At 70.3% G+C, this 16,117-nt stretch carries 13 protein-coding genes; 6 read left to right on the top strand and 7 right to left on the bottom strand.

Features of this window, described 5'->3' with window-relative positions:
- Nucleotides 1–132: 132 nt before the first annotated feature.
- From glgX to QSK26_RS01340, 4 genes are all read left to right on the top strand, one after another.
- The gene (gene glgX / locus QSK26_RS01355) at nt 133–2,238 is read left to right on the top strand and encodes a glycogen debranching protein GlgX (protein ID WP_285773060.1); all 2,106 of its coding nucleotides are present in this window, start codon (nt 133–135) and stop codon (nt 2,236–2,238) included.
- Nucleotides 2,231–4,483 (top strand): malto-oligosyltrehalose synthase, encoded by a 2,253-nt coding sequence (gene treY / locus QSK26_RS01350; protein ID WP_352244274.1) that lies wholly within the window; start codon nt 2,231–2,233, stop codon nt 4,481–4,483. The genes glgX and treY overlap by 8 nt, the downstream gene beginning before the upstream one ends.
- On the top strand, nt 4,476–6,191 hold the full coding sequence (gene treZ / locus QSK26_RS01345; protein ID WP_285773059.1) for a malto-oligosyltrehalose trehalohydrolase: 1,716 nt from the start codon (nt 4,476–4,478) through the stop codon (nt 6,189–6,191). The genes treY and treZ overlap by 8 nt, the downstream gene beginning before the upstream one ends.
- Nucleotides 6,192–6,300: 109 nt before the next feature.
- Nucleotides 6,301–7,704 (top strand): hypothetical protein, encoded by a 1,404-nt coding sequence (locus QSK26_RS01340; protein ID WP_285773058.1) that lies wholly within the window; start codon nt 6,301–6,303, stop codon nt 7,702–7,704.
- A 3-nt stretch (nt 7,705–7,707) separates the two neighbouring features.
- Here QSK26_RS01340 and QSK26_RS01335 read toward each other — a convergent pair whose 3' ends face one another.
- The 7 genes from QSK26_RS01335 to QSK26_RS01305 all read right to left on the bottom strand — a co-directional run bounded on the left by QSK26_RS01335 (nt 7,708) and on the right by QSK26_RS01305 (nt 14,711).
- The gene (locus tag QSK26_RS01335; protein WP_285773057.1) at nt 7,708–8,010 is read right to left on the bottom strand and encodes an MTH1187 family thiamine-binding protein; all 303 of its coding nucleotides are present in this window, start codon (nt 8,008–8,010) and stop codon (nt 7,708–7,710) included.
- Nucleotides 8,011–8,329: 319 nt separating this feature from the next.
- Nucleotides 8,330–8,668 carry a hypothetical protein gene (locus QSK26_RS01330; protein ID WP_285773056.1) on the bottom strand — a complete coding sequence of 113 codons (339 nt, stop codon included), beginning with the start codon at nt 8,666–8,668 and terminating at the stop codon, nt 8,330–8,332.
- Nucleotides 8,669–8,686: 18 nt separating this feature from the next.
- Nucleotides 8,687–9,364, bottom strand: coding sequence for a uracil-DNA glycosylase (locus QSK26_RS01325; RefSeq protein WP_285773055.1), 678 nt, complete (start codon nt 9,362–9,364; stop codon nt 8,687–8,689).
- 296 nt (nt 9,365–9,660) lie between these two features.
- The gene (locus QSK26_RS01320) at nt 9,661–10,563 is read right to left on the bottom strand and encodes a carbohydrate ABC transporter permease (RefSeq protein WP_285773054.1); all 903 of its coding nucleotides are present in this window, start codon (nt 10,561–10,563) and stop codon (nt 9,661–9,663) included.
- Entirely contained in the window at nt 10,560–12,026 is a 1,467-nt protein-coding gene (locus tag QSK26_RS01315; RefSeq protein WP_285773053.1) for an ABC transporter permease, read from the bottom strand. The genes QSK26_RS01320 and QSK26_RS01315 overlap by 4 nt, the downstream gene beginning before the upstream one ends.
- A 12-nt stretch (nt 12,027–12,038) precedes the next feature.
- Nucleotides 12,039–13,358, bottom strand: coding sequence for an ABC transporter substrate-binding protein (locus QSK26_RS01310; protein WP_285773052.1), 1,320 nt, complete (start codon nt 13,356–13,358; stop codon nt 12,039–12,041).
- Nucleotides 13,359–13,442: 84 nt separating this feature from the next.
- On the bottom strand, nt 13,443–14,711 hold the full coding sequence (locus QSK26_RS01305; protein ID WP_285773051.1) for an ABC transporter substrate-binding protein: 1,269 nt from the start codon (nt 14,709–14,711) through the stop codon (nt 13,443–13,445).
- A gap of 130 nt (nt 14,712–14,841) precedes the next feature.
- Between QSK26_RS01305 and QSK26_RS01300 the strand changes: the two genes are divergently transcribed.
- A complete protein-coding gene (locus QSK26_RS01300; RefSeq protein ID WP_285773050.1) occupies nt 14,842–15,348 on the top strand; it encodes a PadR family transcriptional regulator in 507 nt (168 codons plus the stop codon).
- The gene (locus QSK26_RS01295) at nt 15,345–16,085 is read left to right on the top strand and encodes an ABC transporter ATP-binding protein (RefSeq protein ID WP_285773049.1); all 741 of its coding nucleotides are present in this window, start codon (nt 15,345–15,347) and stop codon (nt 16,083–16,085) included. Before QSK26_RS01300 ends, QSK26_RS01295 begins: the two co-directional genes overlap by 4 nt.
- Nucleotides 16,086–16,117: the final 32 nt, after the last annotated feature.

The raw sequence follows: 16,117 nt of genomic DNA, 5'->3' as shown, positions 1-16,117 counted from the left end.
CACAGGACGTACGGCTTGCGCTTCGCGGGAGGGGCGCAGGCCGTACTTGTGGAGTCGGCGTGGCGCGGCGCGTGGAACAGGCATAAGGCAGGAACATGTGGGGATAACGAATCACCGCTGAAGGGCGGTGCGATGACCGAGACTTGGCCTGGCGATCCCTATCCGCTGGGAGCCACCTACGACGGCGCGGGGACCAACTTCGCGCTCTATTCCGAGGCCGCGGAACACGTGGACCTGTGTCTTTTCGACGACGACGACAAGGAGACCCGGGTCCCGCTGAGCGAGTGCGACGGCTTCGTGTGGCACGGCTACCTCCCGGGCATCGGCCCGGGGCAGCGATACGGCTACCGGGTGAGCGGGCCCTACGACCCGGCCAGGGGACACCGGTGCAACCCGGCGAAGCTGCTGCTCGACCCGTACGCCAAGGCGATCGAGGGCGAGGTGCGCTGGGACCAGGCGGCCTACGGTTACACCTTCGGCCAGCAGGACAGCCGTAACGACCTCGACTCCGCGCCCTACGTGCCGCGGTCGATCGTGATCAACCCGTTCTTCGGCTGGGGGCACGACCGGCCGCCCGCGACGCCGTACCAGGACACGGTGATCTACGAGGCGCACGTGCGCGGGCTGACCATCCGCAATCCGAAGATCCCCGAGCACATCAGGGGGACCTACGCGGCGCTCGGCCACCCGGAGATCATCGACCACCTCACCGGGCTCGGCGTGACGGCGATCGAGCTGATGCCGGTCCACCAGTTCGTCACCGACCACGTGCTGGCCGAGCGCGGGCTGACGAACTACTGGGGCTACAACACCGTCGGGTTCTTCGCCCCGCACAACGCCTACTCCTCCACCGGGCAGCGCGGCGGCCAGGTGCTGGAGTTCAAGGCGATGGTGAAGGCGTTGCACGAGGCCGGCATCGAGGTGATCCTCGACGTGGTCTACAACCACACGGCCGAGGGCAGCCACCTGGGGCCGACGCTGAGCATGCGCGGCATCGACAACGCCAACTACTACCGGCTGGTCGAGGACGACCCGCGCTACTACCTGGACACCACGGGCACCGGCAACAGTCTGCTCATGCGGTCCCCGCACGTGCTCCAGATGATCATGGACTCGCTGCGCTACTGGGTCACCGAGATGCATGTGGACGGCTTCAGGTTCGACCTCGCCGCCACGCTCGCCCGGGAGCTGCACGAGGTGGACCGGCTGTCCGCCTTCTTCGACCTCGTCCAGCAGGACCCGGTGCTCTCCCAGGTCAAGCTGATCGCCGAGCCGTGGGACGTCGGGCCCGGCGGCTACCAGGTGGGCAACTTCCCGGCCAGGTGGACCGAGTGGAACGGCCGCTACCGGGACACGATCCGCGACCTGTGGCGGGGGCAGCCGGCCGCGCTGCCGGAGTTCGCCTCCCGGCTGACCGGGTCCAGCGACCTCTACCAGAACGACAGCAGGCGCCCGGCCGCCTCGATCAACTTCGTCACCTGCCACGACGGGTTCACCCTGCGCGACCTGGTCTCCTACAACGACAAGCACAACGAGGCCAACGGCGAGAACAACCGCGACGGCACCGACGACAACCGGTCCTGGAACTGCGGCGCGGAAGGCCCGGCCAGCCTGACCGTCGAGTCGCTGCGCGAACAGCAGAAGCGCAACTTCCTGGCCACCCTCTTCCTGTCCCAGGGCGTGCCGATGCTCTCGCACGGCGACGAGCTCGGCCGCACCCAGCAGGGCAACAACAACGCCTACTGCCAGGACAACGAGATCAGCTGGGTCGACTGGTCCGACGTGCGGGAGAACTGGCTGCTGCTGGAGTTCACGAAGTCGCTGGCCAAGCTCAGGCGCGAGCACCCCGTCTTCCGGCGCAGGCGCTTCTTCTACGGCCGGCCGGTGCGCGGCCAGGAGGACGGCCTGAGCGACATCGCCTGGCTCACCCCGGGCGGGGAGAAGATGACGGACGCCGACTGGAAGGTGGGCTACGCCCGCTCGATGGCGGTCTTCCTGAACGGCGACGCCATCACCGAGCCGGACACCAGGGGCAGGCGGATCCGCGACGACTCCTTCCTGCTGATGTTCAACGCGCACCACGACGTCATCAAGTTCACCATCCCGAAGGACTACGGCGAGATGTGGCTGACCGAGATCGACACCGCGATGCCGATCACCCTCGACACCCGGGCCTGCCGGGCCGGCGAGGGCGTGGCCGTGGCCGGTCGCTCGGTGCGGGTGCTGCGTCGTGTCTAGCGCGCCGGAGCCCGGCTCCAGCGCGCCGGAGCCCGGCCGGCCGGCGCGGGCGGACGTGCCCACCGCCACCTACCGGGTCCAGCTTACCCCCGACCTCGGATTCGCCGAGGTGGCCGAGCTGGCGCCCTACCTGCGCGACCTCGGCGTCAGCCACGTCTACCTGTCGCCGATCCTGCAGGCCGTCCCCACGTCCCTGCACGGGTACGACGTGGTGGACCACTCGCGGGTGCGCGCCGAGTTCGGCGGGATCGACGGCCTGCGGGCGATGGCCGGGCGGCTGGCGGAGCACGGCATCGGCGTCGTCGTGGACATCGTGCCCAACCACATGACGGTGCCGGTGCCGGAGTCGGGCAACGCCCAGCTCTGGTCGGTGCTGAAGGACGGCCCGGCGTCGCCGTACGCGTCGTGGTTCGACATCGACTGGCGGGACGGGCGGGTGGCGATGCCGGTGCTCGGCGACGACGTCGCGGAGCACCCGCCGCACCCGGACGGCGAAGTGGTCCGCTACCACGACCACGAGTTCCCGCACCCGGCGCGGCACTACGCGCTCGTCTCCTTCCGGGAGGGCCCCGGTTACCGGCGGTTCTTCGACGTCGCGTCGCTGATCGGGCTGCGGGTCGAGGATCCGGAGGTGTTCGAGGCCACCCACGAGGTGATCCTGTCGCTGGTCGACGAGGGGATCGTGCACGGGCTGCGGGTCGACCACCCGGACGGCCTGGCCGACCCGCGCGGTTACCTGCGGCGGCTCGCCGAACGGTCCGGCGGGGTGTGGACGGTCGCCGAGAAGATCCTCGTCGGCCCGGAACGGCTGCCCGCCGACTGGCCGTGCGCCGGCACCACCGGCTACGACACGCTCAACCGGATCACCGGGCTGTTCGTCGACCCCGAGGGCAAGGGCCCGCTGGTGGAGCTGTTCCTGCGGCTGACCGGCATGCCGGAGGACTACGCGGCGGTGGCCTACGAGTCCAAACGGCACGCGATCGACCTGTTCTTCGGCGCCGAGATCGACCGTCTCACCGCGCTGGTCGGCGGGCCGGGGGTGCGCGAGGCGGTGGTCGAACTGCTGGCCGCCATGCCGGTCTACCGCGCCTACGCCGTGCCCGGCGAGCCGGTGCCGGCGGAGTCGGCCGAGCTGGTCAGGGCCGCGGCCGGCGCCGCCGCCGCCCGGCTGGGCGACGAGCGCGGCCTCGCCGAGGTGGCCGAGCGGGTGCTGTACGGCACGCCGGAGGCGGTCGTGCGCTTCCAGCAGACCTGCGGCCCGGTCATGGCCAAGGGCGTCGAGGACACCGCCCTGTACCGCTGGTACCCGCTGGCCTGCCTGAACGAGGTGGGCGGCGAGCCGGACCGGTTCGGCGTCACCCCGGAGCGGTTCCACGCCCACTGCGCCGCGCTGCCGCAGGGCACGATGACCACCCTGTCCACGCACGACACCAAGCGTTCCGAGGACGTGCGCGCCCGGCTCGCCGTGCTGTCGGAGCTGCCGCAGGAGTGGGCCAAGGCGGTCGAGGAGTGGTCCGGCCTGGTCTCCTTCGACCCGGCGCTGGACTACCTCGGCTGGCAGAACCTGCTGGGCGCGTGGCCGATCTCCGCCGAGCGGTTCACCGGCTACCTGCTCAAGGCGGCCAGGGAGGCCAAGACGGCCACCTCCTGGGTCGGCCCCGACCCGGAGTACGAGCGCGGGCTGCGCGTCTTCGCCGAGCGCGCGGTCCTCGAATGCGGGCCGCAGATCGCGGAGTTCGCCGCCCGGATCGAGCCCTTCGCCATGACCGTCTCGCTCGGCCAGAAGATCGTGCAGCTCATGATGCCCGGCGTCCCCGACGTCTACCAGGGCAACGAGGTCACCGACTTCTCCCTGGTGGACCCGGACAACCGGCGCCCGGTGCGCTACCCGCCCGAACCGGCCTCGGAGTGGGACGCCGCCAAGCTGCTCCTCACCCGCGGCGCGCTCAACCTGCGCGCCCGGCTGGGACACGGCCGGCCGTACGTGCCGTTGTTCGCGGAGGGGAGCGCGGCGGAGCACGCGTTCGCCTTCGCCCGCGGTGAGCGGGCCGTCGCGGTGGCCACCCGGCTGCCGGTGCGGCTCGCGCGTTCCGGGGGCTGGGGGAGCACGACGCTCGCCCTGCCCCGAGGCCGGTGGCAGGACCTGCTCACCGGTTGCGTGCACACCGGCCGGGTCCCGCTGGCCCACCTGCTGGCGCGGTATCCGGTCGCACTACTGGAAGGGGACGTCGCCGACGATGTTTGAGGTCTGGGCACCCGGCGCCAACACGGTAGAGGTGGAGATCGGCGGTACCCGCCACCCGATGCGACGGGGTGCGGGCGGCTGGTGGTGTGCGGAGGTCGCGGGGGCGGCCCACGGCACGGACTACGCGTTCCGGGTGGACGGCGGCGATCCGCGCCCCGACCCGCGCACCCGGCGGCAGCCCGACGGCGTGTTCGGCCCGAGCCGCCTCTACGACCACGACAGGTTCACCTGGAGCGACCACGACTGGCACGGCCGTGACCTGCGCGGGGCCGTGATCTACGAGCTGCACGTCGGCACCTTCACCCAGGAGGGCACCTTCGCCGCCGCCGCCGGCAAGCTCGACCATCTCGTCTCCCTGGGCGTCGACTTCGTCGAGGTCATGCCGGTGCCGCCGGTCCCCGGACGGCACAACTGGGGGTACGACGGGGTCGACCTGTACGCGGTCACCGAGAACTACGGCGGGCCCGACGGGCTGAAGGTCTTCGTGGACGCCTGCCACCGGGCCGGGCTCGGCGTGATCCTCGACGTCGTCTACAACCATCTGGGCCCGTCGGGGAACTTCCTGCATCCCTTCGGCCCCTACTTCCACGAGGGGCTGGGCAGCTTCTGGGGCCAGGCGGTCAACCTGGACGGTCCGGGCTCGGACGAGGTGCGCCGCTACCTCATCGAGAACGCGTTGCAGTGGCTGCGCGACTTCCACATCGACGGCCTGCGGCTCGACGCGGTGCACGCGCTGCACGACAAGCGGGCCGTGCACCTGCTGGAGGAGCTGGCCGTGGAGGTGGACCTGCTGGCTGCTGCCCTCGGGCGCCCCCTCACGCTGATCGCCGAGTCGGACATGAACGACCCGCGCCTGGTCACCCCGATCGAGGCGGGCGGGCTCGGCCTCGACGCGGCCTGGAACGACGACGTGCACCACGCCCTGCACGCGGCGCTGACCGGCGAACGGCACGGCTACTACGGCGACTTCGGCTCGCTCGCCGTGCTCGCCAAGACGCTCACCTCGGGTTATCTGCACGACGGCACCTACTCGACCTTCCGCGGGCGTCACCACGGCCGCCCGGCCCGGCACGTGCCCGGTTACCGTTTCGTCTGCGCCGTGCAGAACCACGACCAGATCGGCAACCGGGCGGAGGGCGACCGGCTGCCGGCCGAGCTGCTGCGGGTGGGCGCCGGGCTGCTGCTCACCTCGCCGTTCACCCCGATGCTGTTCATGGGCGAGGAGTGGGGGACGCGGTCGCCGTTCCTGTTCTTCACCGACCACGTCGAGCCGCAGCTCGCCTCCACCGAGGCGGACCGCAGGCGGCGGGAGTTCGTGGACCACGGTTACGACGACTGGGCGGCCAAGGCGCCCGACCCGCAGGACAAGATGACCTTCCTGCGCTCCAAGCTGGACTGGTCCGAGCTGGAGATCGACCGGCACCGCTCGCTGCTCACCTGGTACCGCGACCTGATCGCGCTGCGCAAGGTGCTCCCCGAGCTCACCGACCCGAGGCTGACCCGGGTGCACGTCGACTTCGACGAGGCCGCCCGCTGGCTGGTGGTGCACCGCGGCTCCCTGCGGATCGCCGCCAACCTGGGCCCCGGCCGCACCAACGTACGGCTGCCGCACGGGCGGCTGCTGCTGGCCTCGGACGAGGAGATCCACGCGAACGGCGACGACCTGGTCCTGCCGGGCCGTTCGGTGGCGATCGTGCGCGCCGGGTGACCGCCGCCTGTGGACGGCCTTCGCGGGTCGTCCACAGAACGCGGTTCTGCCGGGGTGGCGGGCGGGCCGGGGAGTGATGCTGAGGGCATCGCCGGATGAGGAGGCCCACGTGCAGCTCACGTTCCCCGTGCCCAGGGAGACCAGCTCGGTGTTCGTCGTCGCCGTCGACCGGATCACGGCCGATCCGGTGTCGGTCGTCCCCTGGCGCATGCACCGCCCGCACCGCCGCGCCGCCGCGGCGTCCCTCGGCTCGTCCCGGCTGCGGATCTCCGTCCGGCGGGCGGTCTCCCCGTGGCGCTGGACCGGCCACCGGCGCCGATGGTCGTGGCCCGCACCCTGGCGAGACTTCGACACGAGGCGCTGGCGGGGCTTCGACACGAGGCCCTGGCGAAGCTTCGAGGCGGGGTCCTGGCGGGGCTTCGAGGCGGGCTCTTGGCGGGGCTTCGACGCGGGTGGGTGGGAGGCGGGTGACGACGAGCGTGCCCTGGTGCGCCGGGCCAGGCTGCACATCGTGGTGTCGAGTGTGGCCCCGCCATCCGCCCAGCCGGAGGCGGCCCAGACGGCGCGGGCCGCCGCACGGGCCCTCGCCGCGGCCAACGACGGCGTGATCGTCGATCCGCTCACCGGCGCGATCGTCTTCCACTGCGCCTGCTGCCCCGGCGAGCGCCCGCACTTCTCCCTCCCCGACGACTGGCTCACCCACCACCCCACCACCTCCCACCGACATCCCCCACCCTCCGAAACACACGCCCCTTCGCTCTCCGGGCTTGGCTCTTTGGTGTCCGGGCGGCGGCCCGCTTTCGTCACGCCCCGGCCGGCCGCCGATCCCCGGCGCAGGATCTCCGCCGTGCTCGCCGCCGCCGGGGCCCGACCGGCGGACCCATCCGGCAGGGCACCCGCGGGGCTGTCTCCCGTCGTCCGTGGAGGATCGCAGGAGGCCGCCGGGCGTCTTTCGCCCGCGCCGGATGCCTCCGCGGCGTCGCCTGGGGTGCTTGCGCCGCCGGTTGTCCGTGCAGTGGCACCTGGGATGTCCGTGCCGTCGCTGGTCAGCCGGGGGCTGGTGAGGTTCGGGCTGCCGGAGGTGGCGGTCACGGAGGCGGGGTGCGCGCACGGCCTGTGCTCGGTCACCCGCCTGCGTGCGGTCGCGGGGCGTCTCCTCGCCGACCACCTGGCCTTCCTGCACCGGCACCCCGGCGCCGGAAAACGCACGCTAGACACCCGGCTACACCTCGCCACCACCCACGATCTGGACGCTCTCCACAACGCCGCTCTTCCCGGCTCGGACGCCCTTCGAGGCTCGGACGCCTTTCAAAGCTTGGACGCCCTTGAGGGCTTGGGCGACGATCACGACCTGGGTGCCGTGCACGATCTGGGCGGTGTCTACGAGCTCGCGTGGGGCGACCCCTTTCGGGGCGCCCGCACGCTGCACGCCCATCCCGTCGCGGTGCCGGCCGGTCGTTCGTGCCTCAAGGTCGATCACTCCAGGCGCTCCGGCCTGCGGGACACCGCGTGACGGTCAGCCGTCGTGCTGGGCGAGATGCTGTTCGAGAGACTCCACCTTGGAGGTCATCCCATCCGTGACGCCCTGGCGTACGTCGGCCTTGAGCACCAGGCTCACCCGTGGCGCGACCTCGGAGACGGCCTCGACGGCTCGCTTCACGACGTCCATCACCTCGTCCCAGTCGCCTTCGATCGTGGTGAACATCGCGTCGGTGCGATTGGGGAGGCCGCTGTCGCGTACCACCTTGACGGCCCTGGCCACCGGCTCGGCGACCGCTTCGCCGACTCCCAGCGGGGTGACGGAAAAAGCGATGATCATCAGCTGCCTCCTGTCAGGGGGGAACATGCCACGCAGGCATTCTCTCCGCCCACCCACGCCACGTTCTCGTGAGGGGGTGGGGTGGAGGAGGGACGTCCTGGCTTGACGAGGCGGGGTGAAAGAACGGCGCCCTCGGCCACGACGGGCGAAAAGAACGGTGCCCTCGGTCGCGACAGGGTGAGACAGCGGCGCCTCTCGACCCGCGACGGGGTGAAAGAGTGGCGCCCCTCGGCCGCGACGGGTGTGTGCGGTGAGGGGCGCGGTGCCGGGTGGGGCTGGAAGGGGTTGGCGGCGGTCCGGTATGGGGCCTGGCCGAGGGTCAGTCGTCGTGGTCGTGGTCGTGGTCTTCGTCGCCCTCTTCGTCGGGGCCGTCCGACGGCTCGACGCCGAGCATGGCCTCGCGCGGCTCGACCTCGTTGATGTGCTCGATGAGGGCCAGCACGTGGTCCGGCTCGATGAGCCACTGCAGGGCGGTGGCGCCGCTCTCGTCGGCGGTCACCATGGCCGCCTGTTCCTGGCGCTCCTCGTCGTCGAGGTCGGCGGCGGGGTGCCGGATCTCGGCGAGCGCGGCTGCTTGCAGCGCGTCGACGTCGAGCACCTCAACGGTCAGCTCGACATTGATCCTCAGAAAGCGCTCGGAACCTGAATTATCACTCACGGTGAAATCCTAGTGGGGTCAGGGGAGCTTCCACTCCACCGGTGTGGCGCCCTGCTCCACGAGGAGCTGGTTGGCCCGGCTGAACGGCCGGGAGCCGAAGAAACCGCTTCGGGCGGAGAGCGGGCTCGGGTGCGCCGACTCGATGCACGGGACGTCCCCCAGCATCGGGCGCAGGTTGCGGGCATCACGTCCCCACAGGATCGCCACCATCGGCTTGTTGCGCGCCACGAGGCCGTGGATGGCCTGCTCGGTGACCTGCTCCCAGCCCTTCCCGCGGTGCGAGGCGGGCTTGCCCGGCATGACGGTCAGCACCCGGTTGAGCAGCAGCACGCCCTGCTCCGTCCACGGCGTCAGGTCGCCGTTGGTCGGCTTGGGGTAGCCGAGGTCGGCCGTGTACTCCTTGAAGATGTTGAGCAGGCTGCCCGGAATGGGGCGCACGTCGGGGGCGACGGAGAAGCTCAGGCCGACCGGGTGCCCCGGCGTGGGGTAGGGGTCCTGGCCGACGATCAGCACCTTGACGTCGTCGATGGGCTGCTGGAAGGCACGCAGCACATGTGCCCCGGCGGGGAGGTACTGCCGCCCGGCGGCGATCTCATCGCGCAGGAAGTCTCCCATCACGGAGATCTGATCGGCGACGGGCTCCAGAACGGTCGCCCACCCTGCTTCCACTATTTCCTGCAAAGGACGTCCAGCCATGAACGGAAACTCTAGTGCCCGCCTGAGCACGCCGTCGGCGCTAACAGAAAAATGATCAAACCTGCCCCAATGGGGGATGAGTGCCCGCCCCGCCGCCGCGAAGGCGGGGCGGGGCGGGCACTCATGGCGTCACGTCACAACGGGACTTCGCAGTGTCACGCCACCGGGCAGCGCTGCTCCACGCCGTTCCCGCGCCGCTTCACCGATCAGCGCCGTGTCACCGCCGGATCCCGAGCCCAAGCCTGAGCCGAGCCCGATCCGGGATCCGGGGTCCGGGATCCGGATCCCGAGCCGGATCACTTCACGGAGCCGGCCATCATGCCCTGCACGAAGTAGCGCTGGAAGGCGAAGAACAGCACCAGCGGGATGATCAGCGACAGGAAGGCTCCCGGCGCGAGGATGTCCACGTTGGTACCGAACTGCCGCATCTGGGACTGGAGGGCCTTGGTCATCGGCTGGTTCTCGGTGTTGGCGAAGACCAGCGCGATCAGGAGGTCGTTCCACACCCAGAGGAACTGGAAGATGCCCAGCGACGCCACCGCCGGCTTGGCCAGCGGGAAGACCACCGTGGCGAAGATCTTCCACTCTCCGGCGCCGTCCATCCGCGCGGCCTCCAGCAGCTCCCTGGGGATGCCGGCGAAGAAGTTGCGCAGCAGGAAGATGGCGAACGGCAGGCCGAACGCGACATGGAAGAGCACCACGCCCGGGATCGAGCCGAACAGCCCCAGCGTGCCGTACAGCTTGGCGACCGGGATGAGCGCGATCTGGATGGGCACCACCAGCAGCCCGACCACGACGAGGAACAGTCCGTCCCTGCCCGGGAAGTCGATCCAGGCGAAGGCGTAGGCCGCCATGGCGGCGAGCCCGATCACCAGGAGGGTGGCCGGCACCGTGATGAGCACGGTGTTCCAGAACGAGCTGGTGAATCCGGTGGCCAGCAGGTTGGCGTAGTTCTCCAGCGTGAGCTGGGCGGGCTGGGTGAAGATCGTCCACCAGCCGGAGGCGTTGTTGTACTGCTCGCCGCGGATGGAGACCACCAGCAGGCCCAGCGTGGGCACCAGCCAGAACAGGGCGATCAGGATGAGCACGACCTGCACGAGGCCGCCGCCGATCCGATCGACGACGCGGCCGAGCACGCCGCGCTTCGGTGCGCCCGTGGCGGGGGCGCCCGCGGTCCGGTCGAGGGTCGCGGTCGTCATGATTGCTGCTCCCTCCGGAACCGGCGAACGTTGATGATCATGAAGGGCAGCACCAGGATCAGCAGGAAGATCGCCAGCGCCGAACCCAGCCCCTCGTTGCCGCCGCCGCCGAAGGACACCCGCCACATCTCCAGGGCGATCACGTTCGCCTGGGACTGCACGGATCCCGGTGCGATGACGAAGACCAGGTCGAACACCTTGAGTGTGTTGATGATCATCGTCACGAAGACGACGACCAGCACCGGCGACAGCAGCGGCACGGTGATCTTGCGGAACACCTGCCATTCGGTGGCGCCGTCCATCCGGGCGGCTTCCAGCGCGTCACGCGGGATGGAGGCGAGCCCCGCCGCGATGAGCACCATGGCGAACCCGGCCCACACCCAGATGAAGGCCCCGATGATGGCCGGCGTGATCAGTGCCGGGCCGAGCCAGGAGATCCCGTTGAAGGGCGCCTCGAAGTTCGACTGCGGCAGCCGTACCGTGTAGTCGCCGGCGGGGAGGCCGGCGAAGGTGAAGGCGCCGTCGGCCGTGGTCGTGGTGGTGCCCTTGACCTCGCCGTTCTGCACGGCTTCGACGGTGATGCCGGGCAGGCCCTTCTCGTTGCCGTCGACCTGGCCTGAGGTGCCTCCGCCGCCGAGGGCGAAGTCCAGCCAGACCGTGCCGCCGAGCGCTCCGCCGGCCGCGGGGGCCTTGGCGGGGGCGACGTCGGCGGGCAGCGCGTCCGGGCGGACGCCGACCAGCGGCAGCGAGACCGGCGTGCCCGGCTGCACCGGCTGGCGGGTGACCACGGCCCCGTTCTGTTCGGCGAGCGTCGCGTCGTTGTCGCGGGGGTGGATGCCCGGGTAGCCCTGGCCGGAGTCGAAGACGTCGCGCACCGAGGTGAGCACGGCGTTCGCCATGCCCTTGTCCGGGTCCTGCTCGTAGACCAGCCGGAAGATGACGCCGGAGGCCATGAGGGAGACCGCCATCGGCATGAAGACGATGAGCTTGAACGCCGTCGCCCACTTGATCCGCTCGGTCAGCACCGCGAAGATCAGGCCGAGTGTGGTGACCAGGATCGGCGCGACCACCACCCAGATCAGGTTGTTCCTGATCGTGGTGAGCGTGCCGGGGTTGGTGAAGATGGTGCCGTAGTTCTGCACGCCCACGAAGGTCTGGCCGGTGGCGTCGAAGAAGCTGCGGTAGAGCGAGTAGATGATCGGATAGATCACCAGGGCGCCGAGGATGATCAGCGCCGGGAGGACGAACCAGAGCGCCAGCCGGGGCGAGGGGCCGAGGCGCGGCGCCTTGGGGGGCGGCCCGGACTTCGCTGCGGCGGCGGCGGAGGCCGGGGAGTGGGAGTCCCGTGCGGGACCGGGGGGGACCGCCGCGGTGGCGGTGGCGTTGTCCTGCGGCTCGGGAGAGGTCCCGGCGGCGACGGTGCCGCCGCGCGGGGCCCGCGGGCCGTCCGACCGTTCGGTCACGGCCTTCTCCTCTTACTCGTAGGCCTTGGCGGCGTCGTCTTCGAGCTTCTGCTGTGTGCCCTTGATGTCCGACGTGTTGTTCAGGAAGTCCTGGAGGGCCTTCCACATGCCCCGGCCGTCCGTGCCGCCGAAGGCGCTGGGCACGAGGTCGGACATGTCGTAGCGGACCGACTCGCCGGCGTCGATGATCGTCTGGGCGAGCTGCTTCGTCACGTCGCTCGGGTAGTTGTCCGGGGAGACGTTGCGGTTCGGCGAGAGGTAGCCGGGCTGCTTCGCCCAGACCGAGCCGCCCTCGGCCGAGGCGAGGTAGGCGAGCAGTTCCATCGCGCCCTTGGACTCCTTCAGCGCGACCGCGATGTCACCACCCAGCACGACCGGCGCGGTGTCGCCGGCCGCCGGGAACGGGAAGAACTTCGCCTCCTGGCCGATCGTGGCACCCGACTCGGTGGCCGAGGCGGCGACGAAGTCGGCCTCGATCACCATCGCGGCCTTCTTCTGGCCGTAGACCTGGGTGACGCAGGTCGGGAAGTCGGTCTGCAGGGCCCCCGACTTGCCGCCGAGCAGGAAGGCTTCCTTGCCGGCGATCTGCGCGATCTTCTCCAGGGCGGTGGTGACCGTCGGGTCGGTCCACGGGATCTCGTGCTTGGCGAGCTTGTCGTAGTTCTCCGGGCCCGCGGTGGAGAGGTAGACGTTCTCGAACAGGTCGGTGAGCGTCCAGCCGGAGGCGCCGCAGAAGGAGAAGGGCGAGGTGCCGGAGTCGGAGACCGTCTGGGCGGCGGTGACGAGCCCCTCCCAGTTGGTGGGCGGCTGCACGCCGGCGTCGGTGAACGCCTGGTCGCGGTACCAGACCAGCGACTTGTGCGCGGCCTTGACCAGCACGCCGTAGACCTGGCCGTCCGCGGAGCCGAGCTCCTTCCAGTACGGCGTGTAGTTCTTGTCGATCTCGGCCTGGACCTCCGGCGCGAGCGGCTTGAGCGCCTTCTGGGCCGCGTACTGCTGCACAAGGCCGGGCTGGGGCAGGATGGCGATGTCCGGCGGGGTGCCGCCCTGGATGCGGGGGCCGAGGTAGGCGCCGGTGTCCTCACCGGTCGAGGCGTAGGTGACGGTGGCGCCGGTCTTCTCCTGGAAGGCCTTGAGCACCTTCTCGAAGTTGGCCTGCTCCTCGCCGGTCCACTTGGCGGCGAGCTCGATCTTCACGCCGTCGAGGGGCTTCGGGCCGGCGGCGGCGCTGTTCGCGGCGCCGGTGGGGGTGGTGCTGGTCTCGCCGCCGCCGCACGCGGTCGCGGCGAGCGCCAGACCGGCGACTACGGCCAGGACTCTGGCTTTACGCATTATGGGTACCTCCTGCTTGGGGGCCCGGGGGGTTATGAAATTGGGTGGGGATGACGGCTCGGCGGAGTGAGGGGTCTCCTCGTCCTACCGGGCCCGGATGATCTCGTTGAGTTGTTTCTTCATCGAAGTGGCGGCATCCGCGGCCGACCCGTCGAACGGCGGGGTGAGCGCTCGGGAGGCGGCATCGGCGATCGCCAGGCTTACCTGGTTGTAGTTGGGGTGCGCCGGCCGTGGCCGGGCGCTGAGGATGCTTTCCTTGAGCACCGGAAGGTAAGGAAAGCGCTTGATGAGCGCGGGGTCGTCGTACAGCTCCGCCCAGACGGGCGGGAACGACCCCTCGGTCAACACCCTGCGCTGGTTGTCCAGGCCGGTGAAGTATCGGATGAACGACAGCGCCGACCTCTGCTTCTTCGAGAAGGCGCTGATCGCCAGGTTGTAGCCGCCGAGCGAGCTCGAACCGGGACCGTCGAGCCCCGGCAGCCGGGTCACCGCGAACTTGCCGGCGACCGAGGACTCGGTGGCCGGGCCGTACGCGTGCGGCCAGTTGCGGGCGAAGAGCAGCCGGCCCTCCTGGAAGGCCAGGCGTGACTCCTCTTCCTTGTAGGTGAGCGCCTCAGGCGGGATCCAGCCTTCGCGGAAGCCCTGCATGAGGAACGCGAGGCCGGTCCTGGCCGCGTTGACGTCCATGGTCACGGCGGTGCCGTCGGGGTTGAGGATGTCCTTGCCGCCCGCCGACTGGTACGCCTCGGCGAAGTTGACCGTCAGTCCTTCGTAGGCGAGGAACTGGCCGCCGTAGCCCCCGATGTCGTGGCGCGTGGTGAGCTTCTTCGCCTGGTCCCGCAGCTCGGCCCAGGTCCTGGGCGGTTCGAGTCCCTCCTTGTCCAGGATGTCCTTGCGGTAGTAGAGCAGCCCGGCGTTGCTCGTGTACGGCACCGCCCAGAGCTTGTCCCGGTACAGCGCCGTGCCCACGACGGAGGGGAGGAACCGGTCGAGCGGGAACATCGACCGTTCCAGGGGGACGATCCAGCCCGCGTCGGCGAACTCCGCGGTCCACACCACGTCGAGCCCGAGCACGTCGTACCGGTCGCTCCTGGCCTGGAGGTTGGCCACCATCTGGGCCCGCTGCTCGTCGGCCGCCTCCGGCAGCTCCAGCAGCGTGACCCGCTCGGCGGGGTGCTCCTTGTTCCAGCGGTCGAGCAGCGGCTGAAGGTAGGCGGTGGTGTCCCGCCCGATCACCAGGGTGATCGGACCGGTGCCGCCGCCCAGGTCGCCGTCCAGCTCGGCGTCGTCCCCCGTTCCCGCGCAGCCGGCGAGCAAGAGTGCCGCCAGCGCGACCGGGATGAGACGAAGCACCTGCTACCTCCGGGTTTCAACCGAGTTACATACGTGTTAGGTAGATGCATGCATGTTATGCACAGCTGTAATGTGGGAGTCAACCGATGTTCCCGTAACGCTCACATAACGAGCATCGAGGAGGTGGGGAGTGCGGCTCACGCTGCTGGCGCTTCTCGCGAAGGAACCTGCCCACGGGTACGAACTCAAACAGGCGTTGGAGCACACCTTCGGCAGCGCTTATCCGTCACCGAACATCGGCCAGATCTACGTCACGCTCGGCCGGTTGGAGAAGGACGGCCTGATCCGCGCGATCGACGTGGAGCAGTCGAACCGGCCGAACAAGAAGGTCTACTACCTCACCGTCACCGGGCGGGAGGCGCTGGCGGAGTGGGCGGACGAGCCGACCGAGGGCCCGCGGATCCGCGACGAGTTCTTCATGAAGCTGGTCCTCGCCCCGCTGACCGGCATCGCCGACCGGATGGCGCTCATCAACCGTCAGCGACGCCACTATCTTGGCGTGATGCGAGATCTGAACGACCTCATCGAGCGCACCGATCCGGACAACCGGGTCGCCCTGCTGCTGATCGAGGGCGCCATGCTGCACGTGCAGGCCGACCTCGACTGGTTGCAGCGCTGCCAGGAGGACCTCGCGTGAGCGCCGTGATCAGGACCGTCAACCTGGTGAAGATCTACCAGAGCGGCGGCGTCCCGGTGACCGCGGTGGACGGCGTCGACCTGCACGTCGGCGCGGGCGAGTTCGTCGCCGTCATGGGGCCCTCGGGTTCCGGCAAGTCGACCCTGGTGCACATGCTGGGCGGGCTCGACGCCCGTACCAGCGGGGAGATCTGGCTCGACGGCAAGCGGGTCGACACCCTCTCGGAGAGCGCCTGGGCGCTGCTGCGCCGGGACAAGGTCGGCTTCGTCTTCCAGTTCTTCAACCTGGTCGCCAACATGACCGTGGCGGACAACGTCGAGCTGCCCGCGCTGCTGTCCGGCGCCACCCCCAAACAGGCCCGCGAGCGCCGGGAGTACCTGCTCGACGCGCTGGGCCTGACCGAGCGCGCCGAGGCGCCGCCCGCCCAGCTCGCCGGCGGCGAGCAGCAGCGGGTGGCGCTGGCCCGCGCGCTGGCCAACGAGCCCAGCCTGCTGCTGGCCGACGAGCCGACCGGCAACCTCGACAGCCGCAACACCCGTGACGTGCTGCGCCTGCTCGGCGAGGTGCACAAGAAGGGGCAGACCATCATCATGGTGACCCACGACGCCCGGGTGGCCAGTCTCGCCGACCGGGTGGTGTCGCTGCTCGACGGCCAGATCGTGGACGACGGCGTCATCCCGGTCACCCGGCGGCGGCCCAAGGCAGGCGCGGGCGACGTCGTGGAGCTCAGGAGCTGACCGTGCGGGAGACGTCGTGCGGCCCGGAGGGC

The organism is Microtetraspora sp. NBRC 13810, from assembly GCF_030268685.1.
Lineage (GTDB): Bacteria > Actinomycetota > Actinomycetes > Streptosporangiales > Streptosporangiaceae > BSRQ01.
Note: the sequence above shows the minus strand (reverse complement) of the source record. Positions and strands in the feature narration are given on the sequence as shown.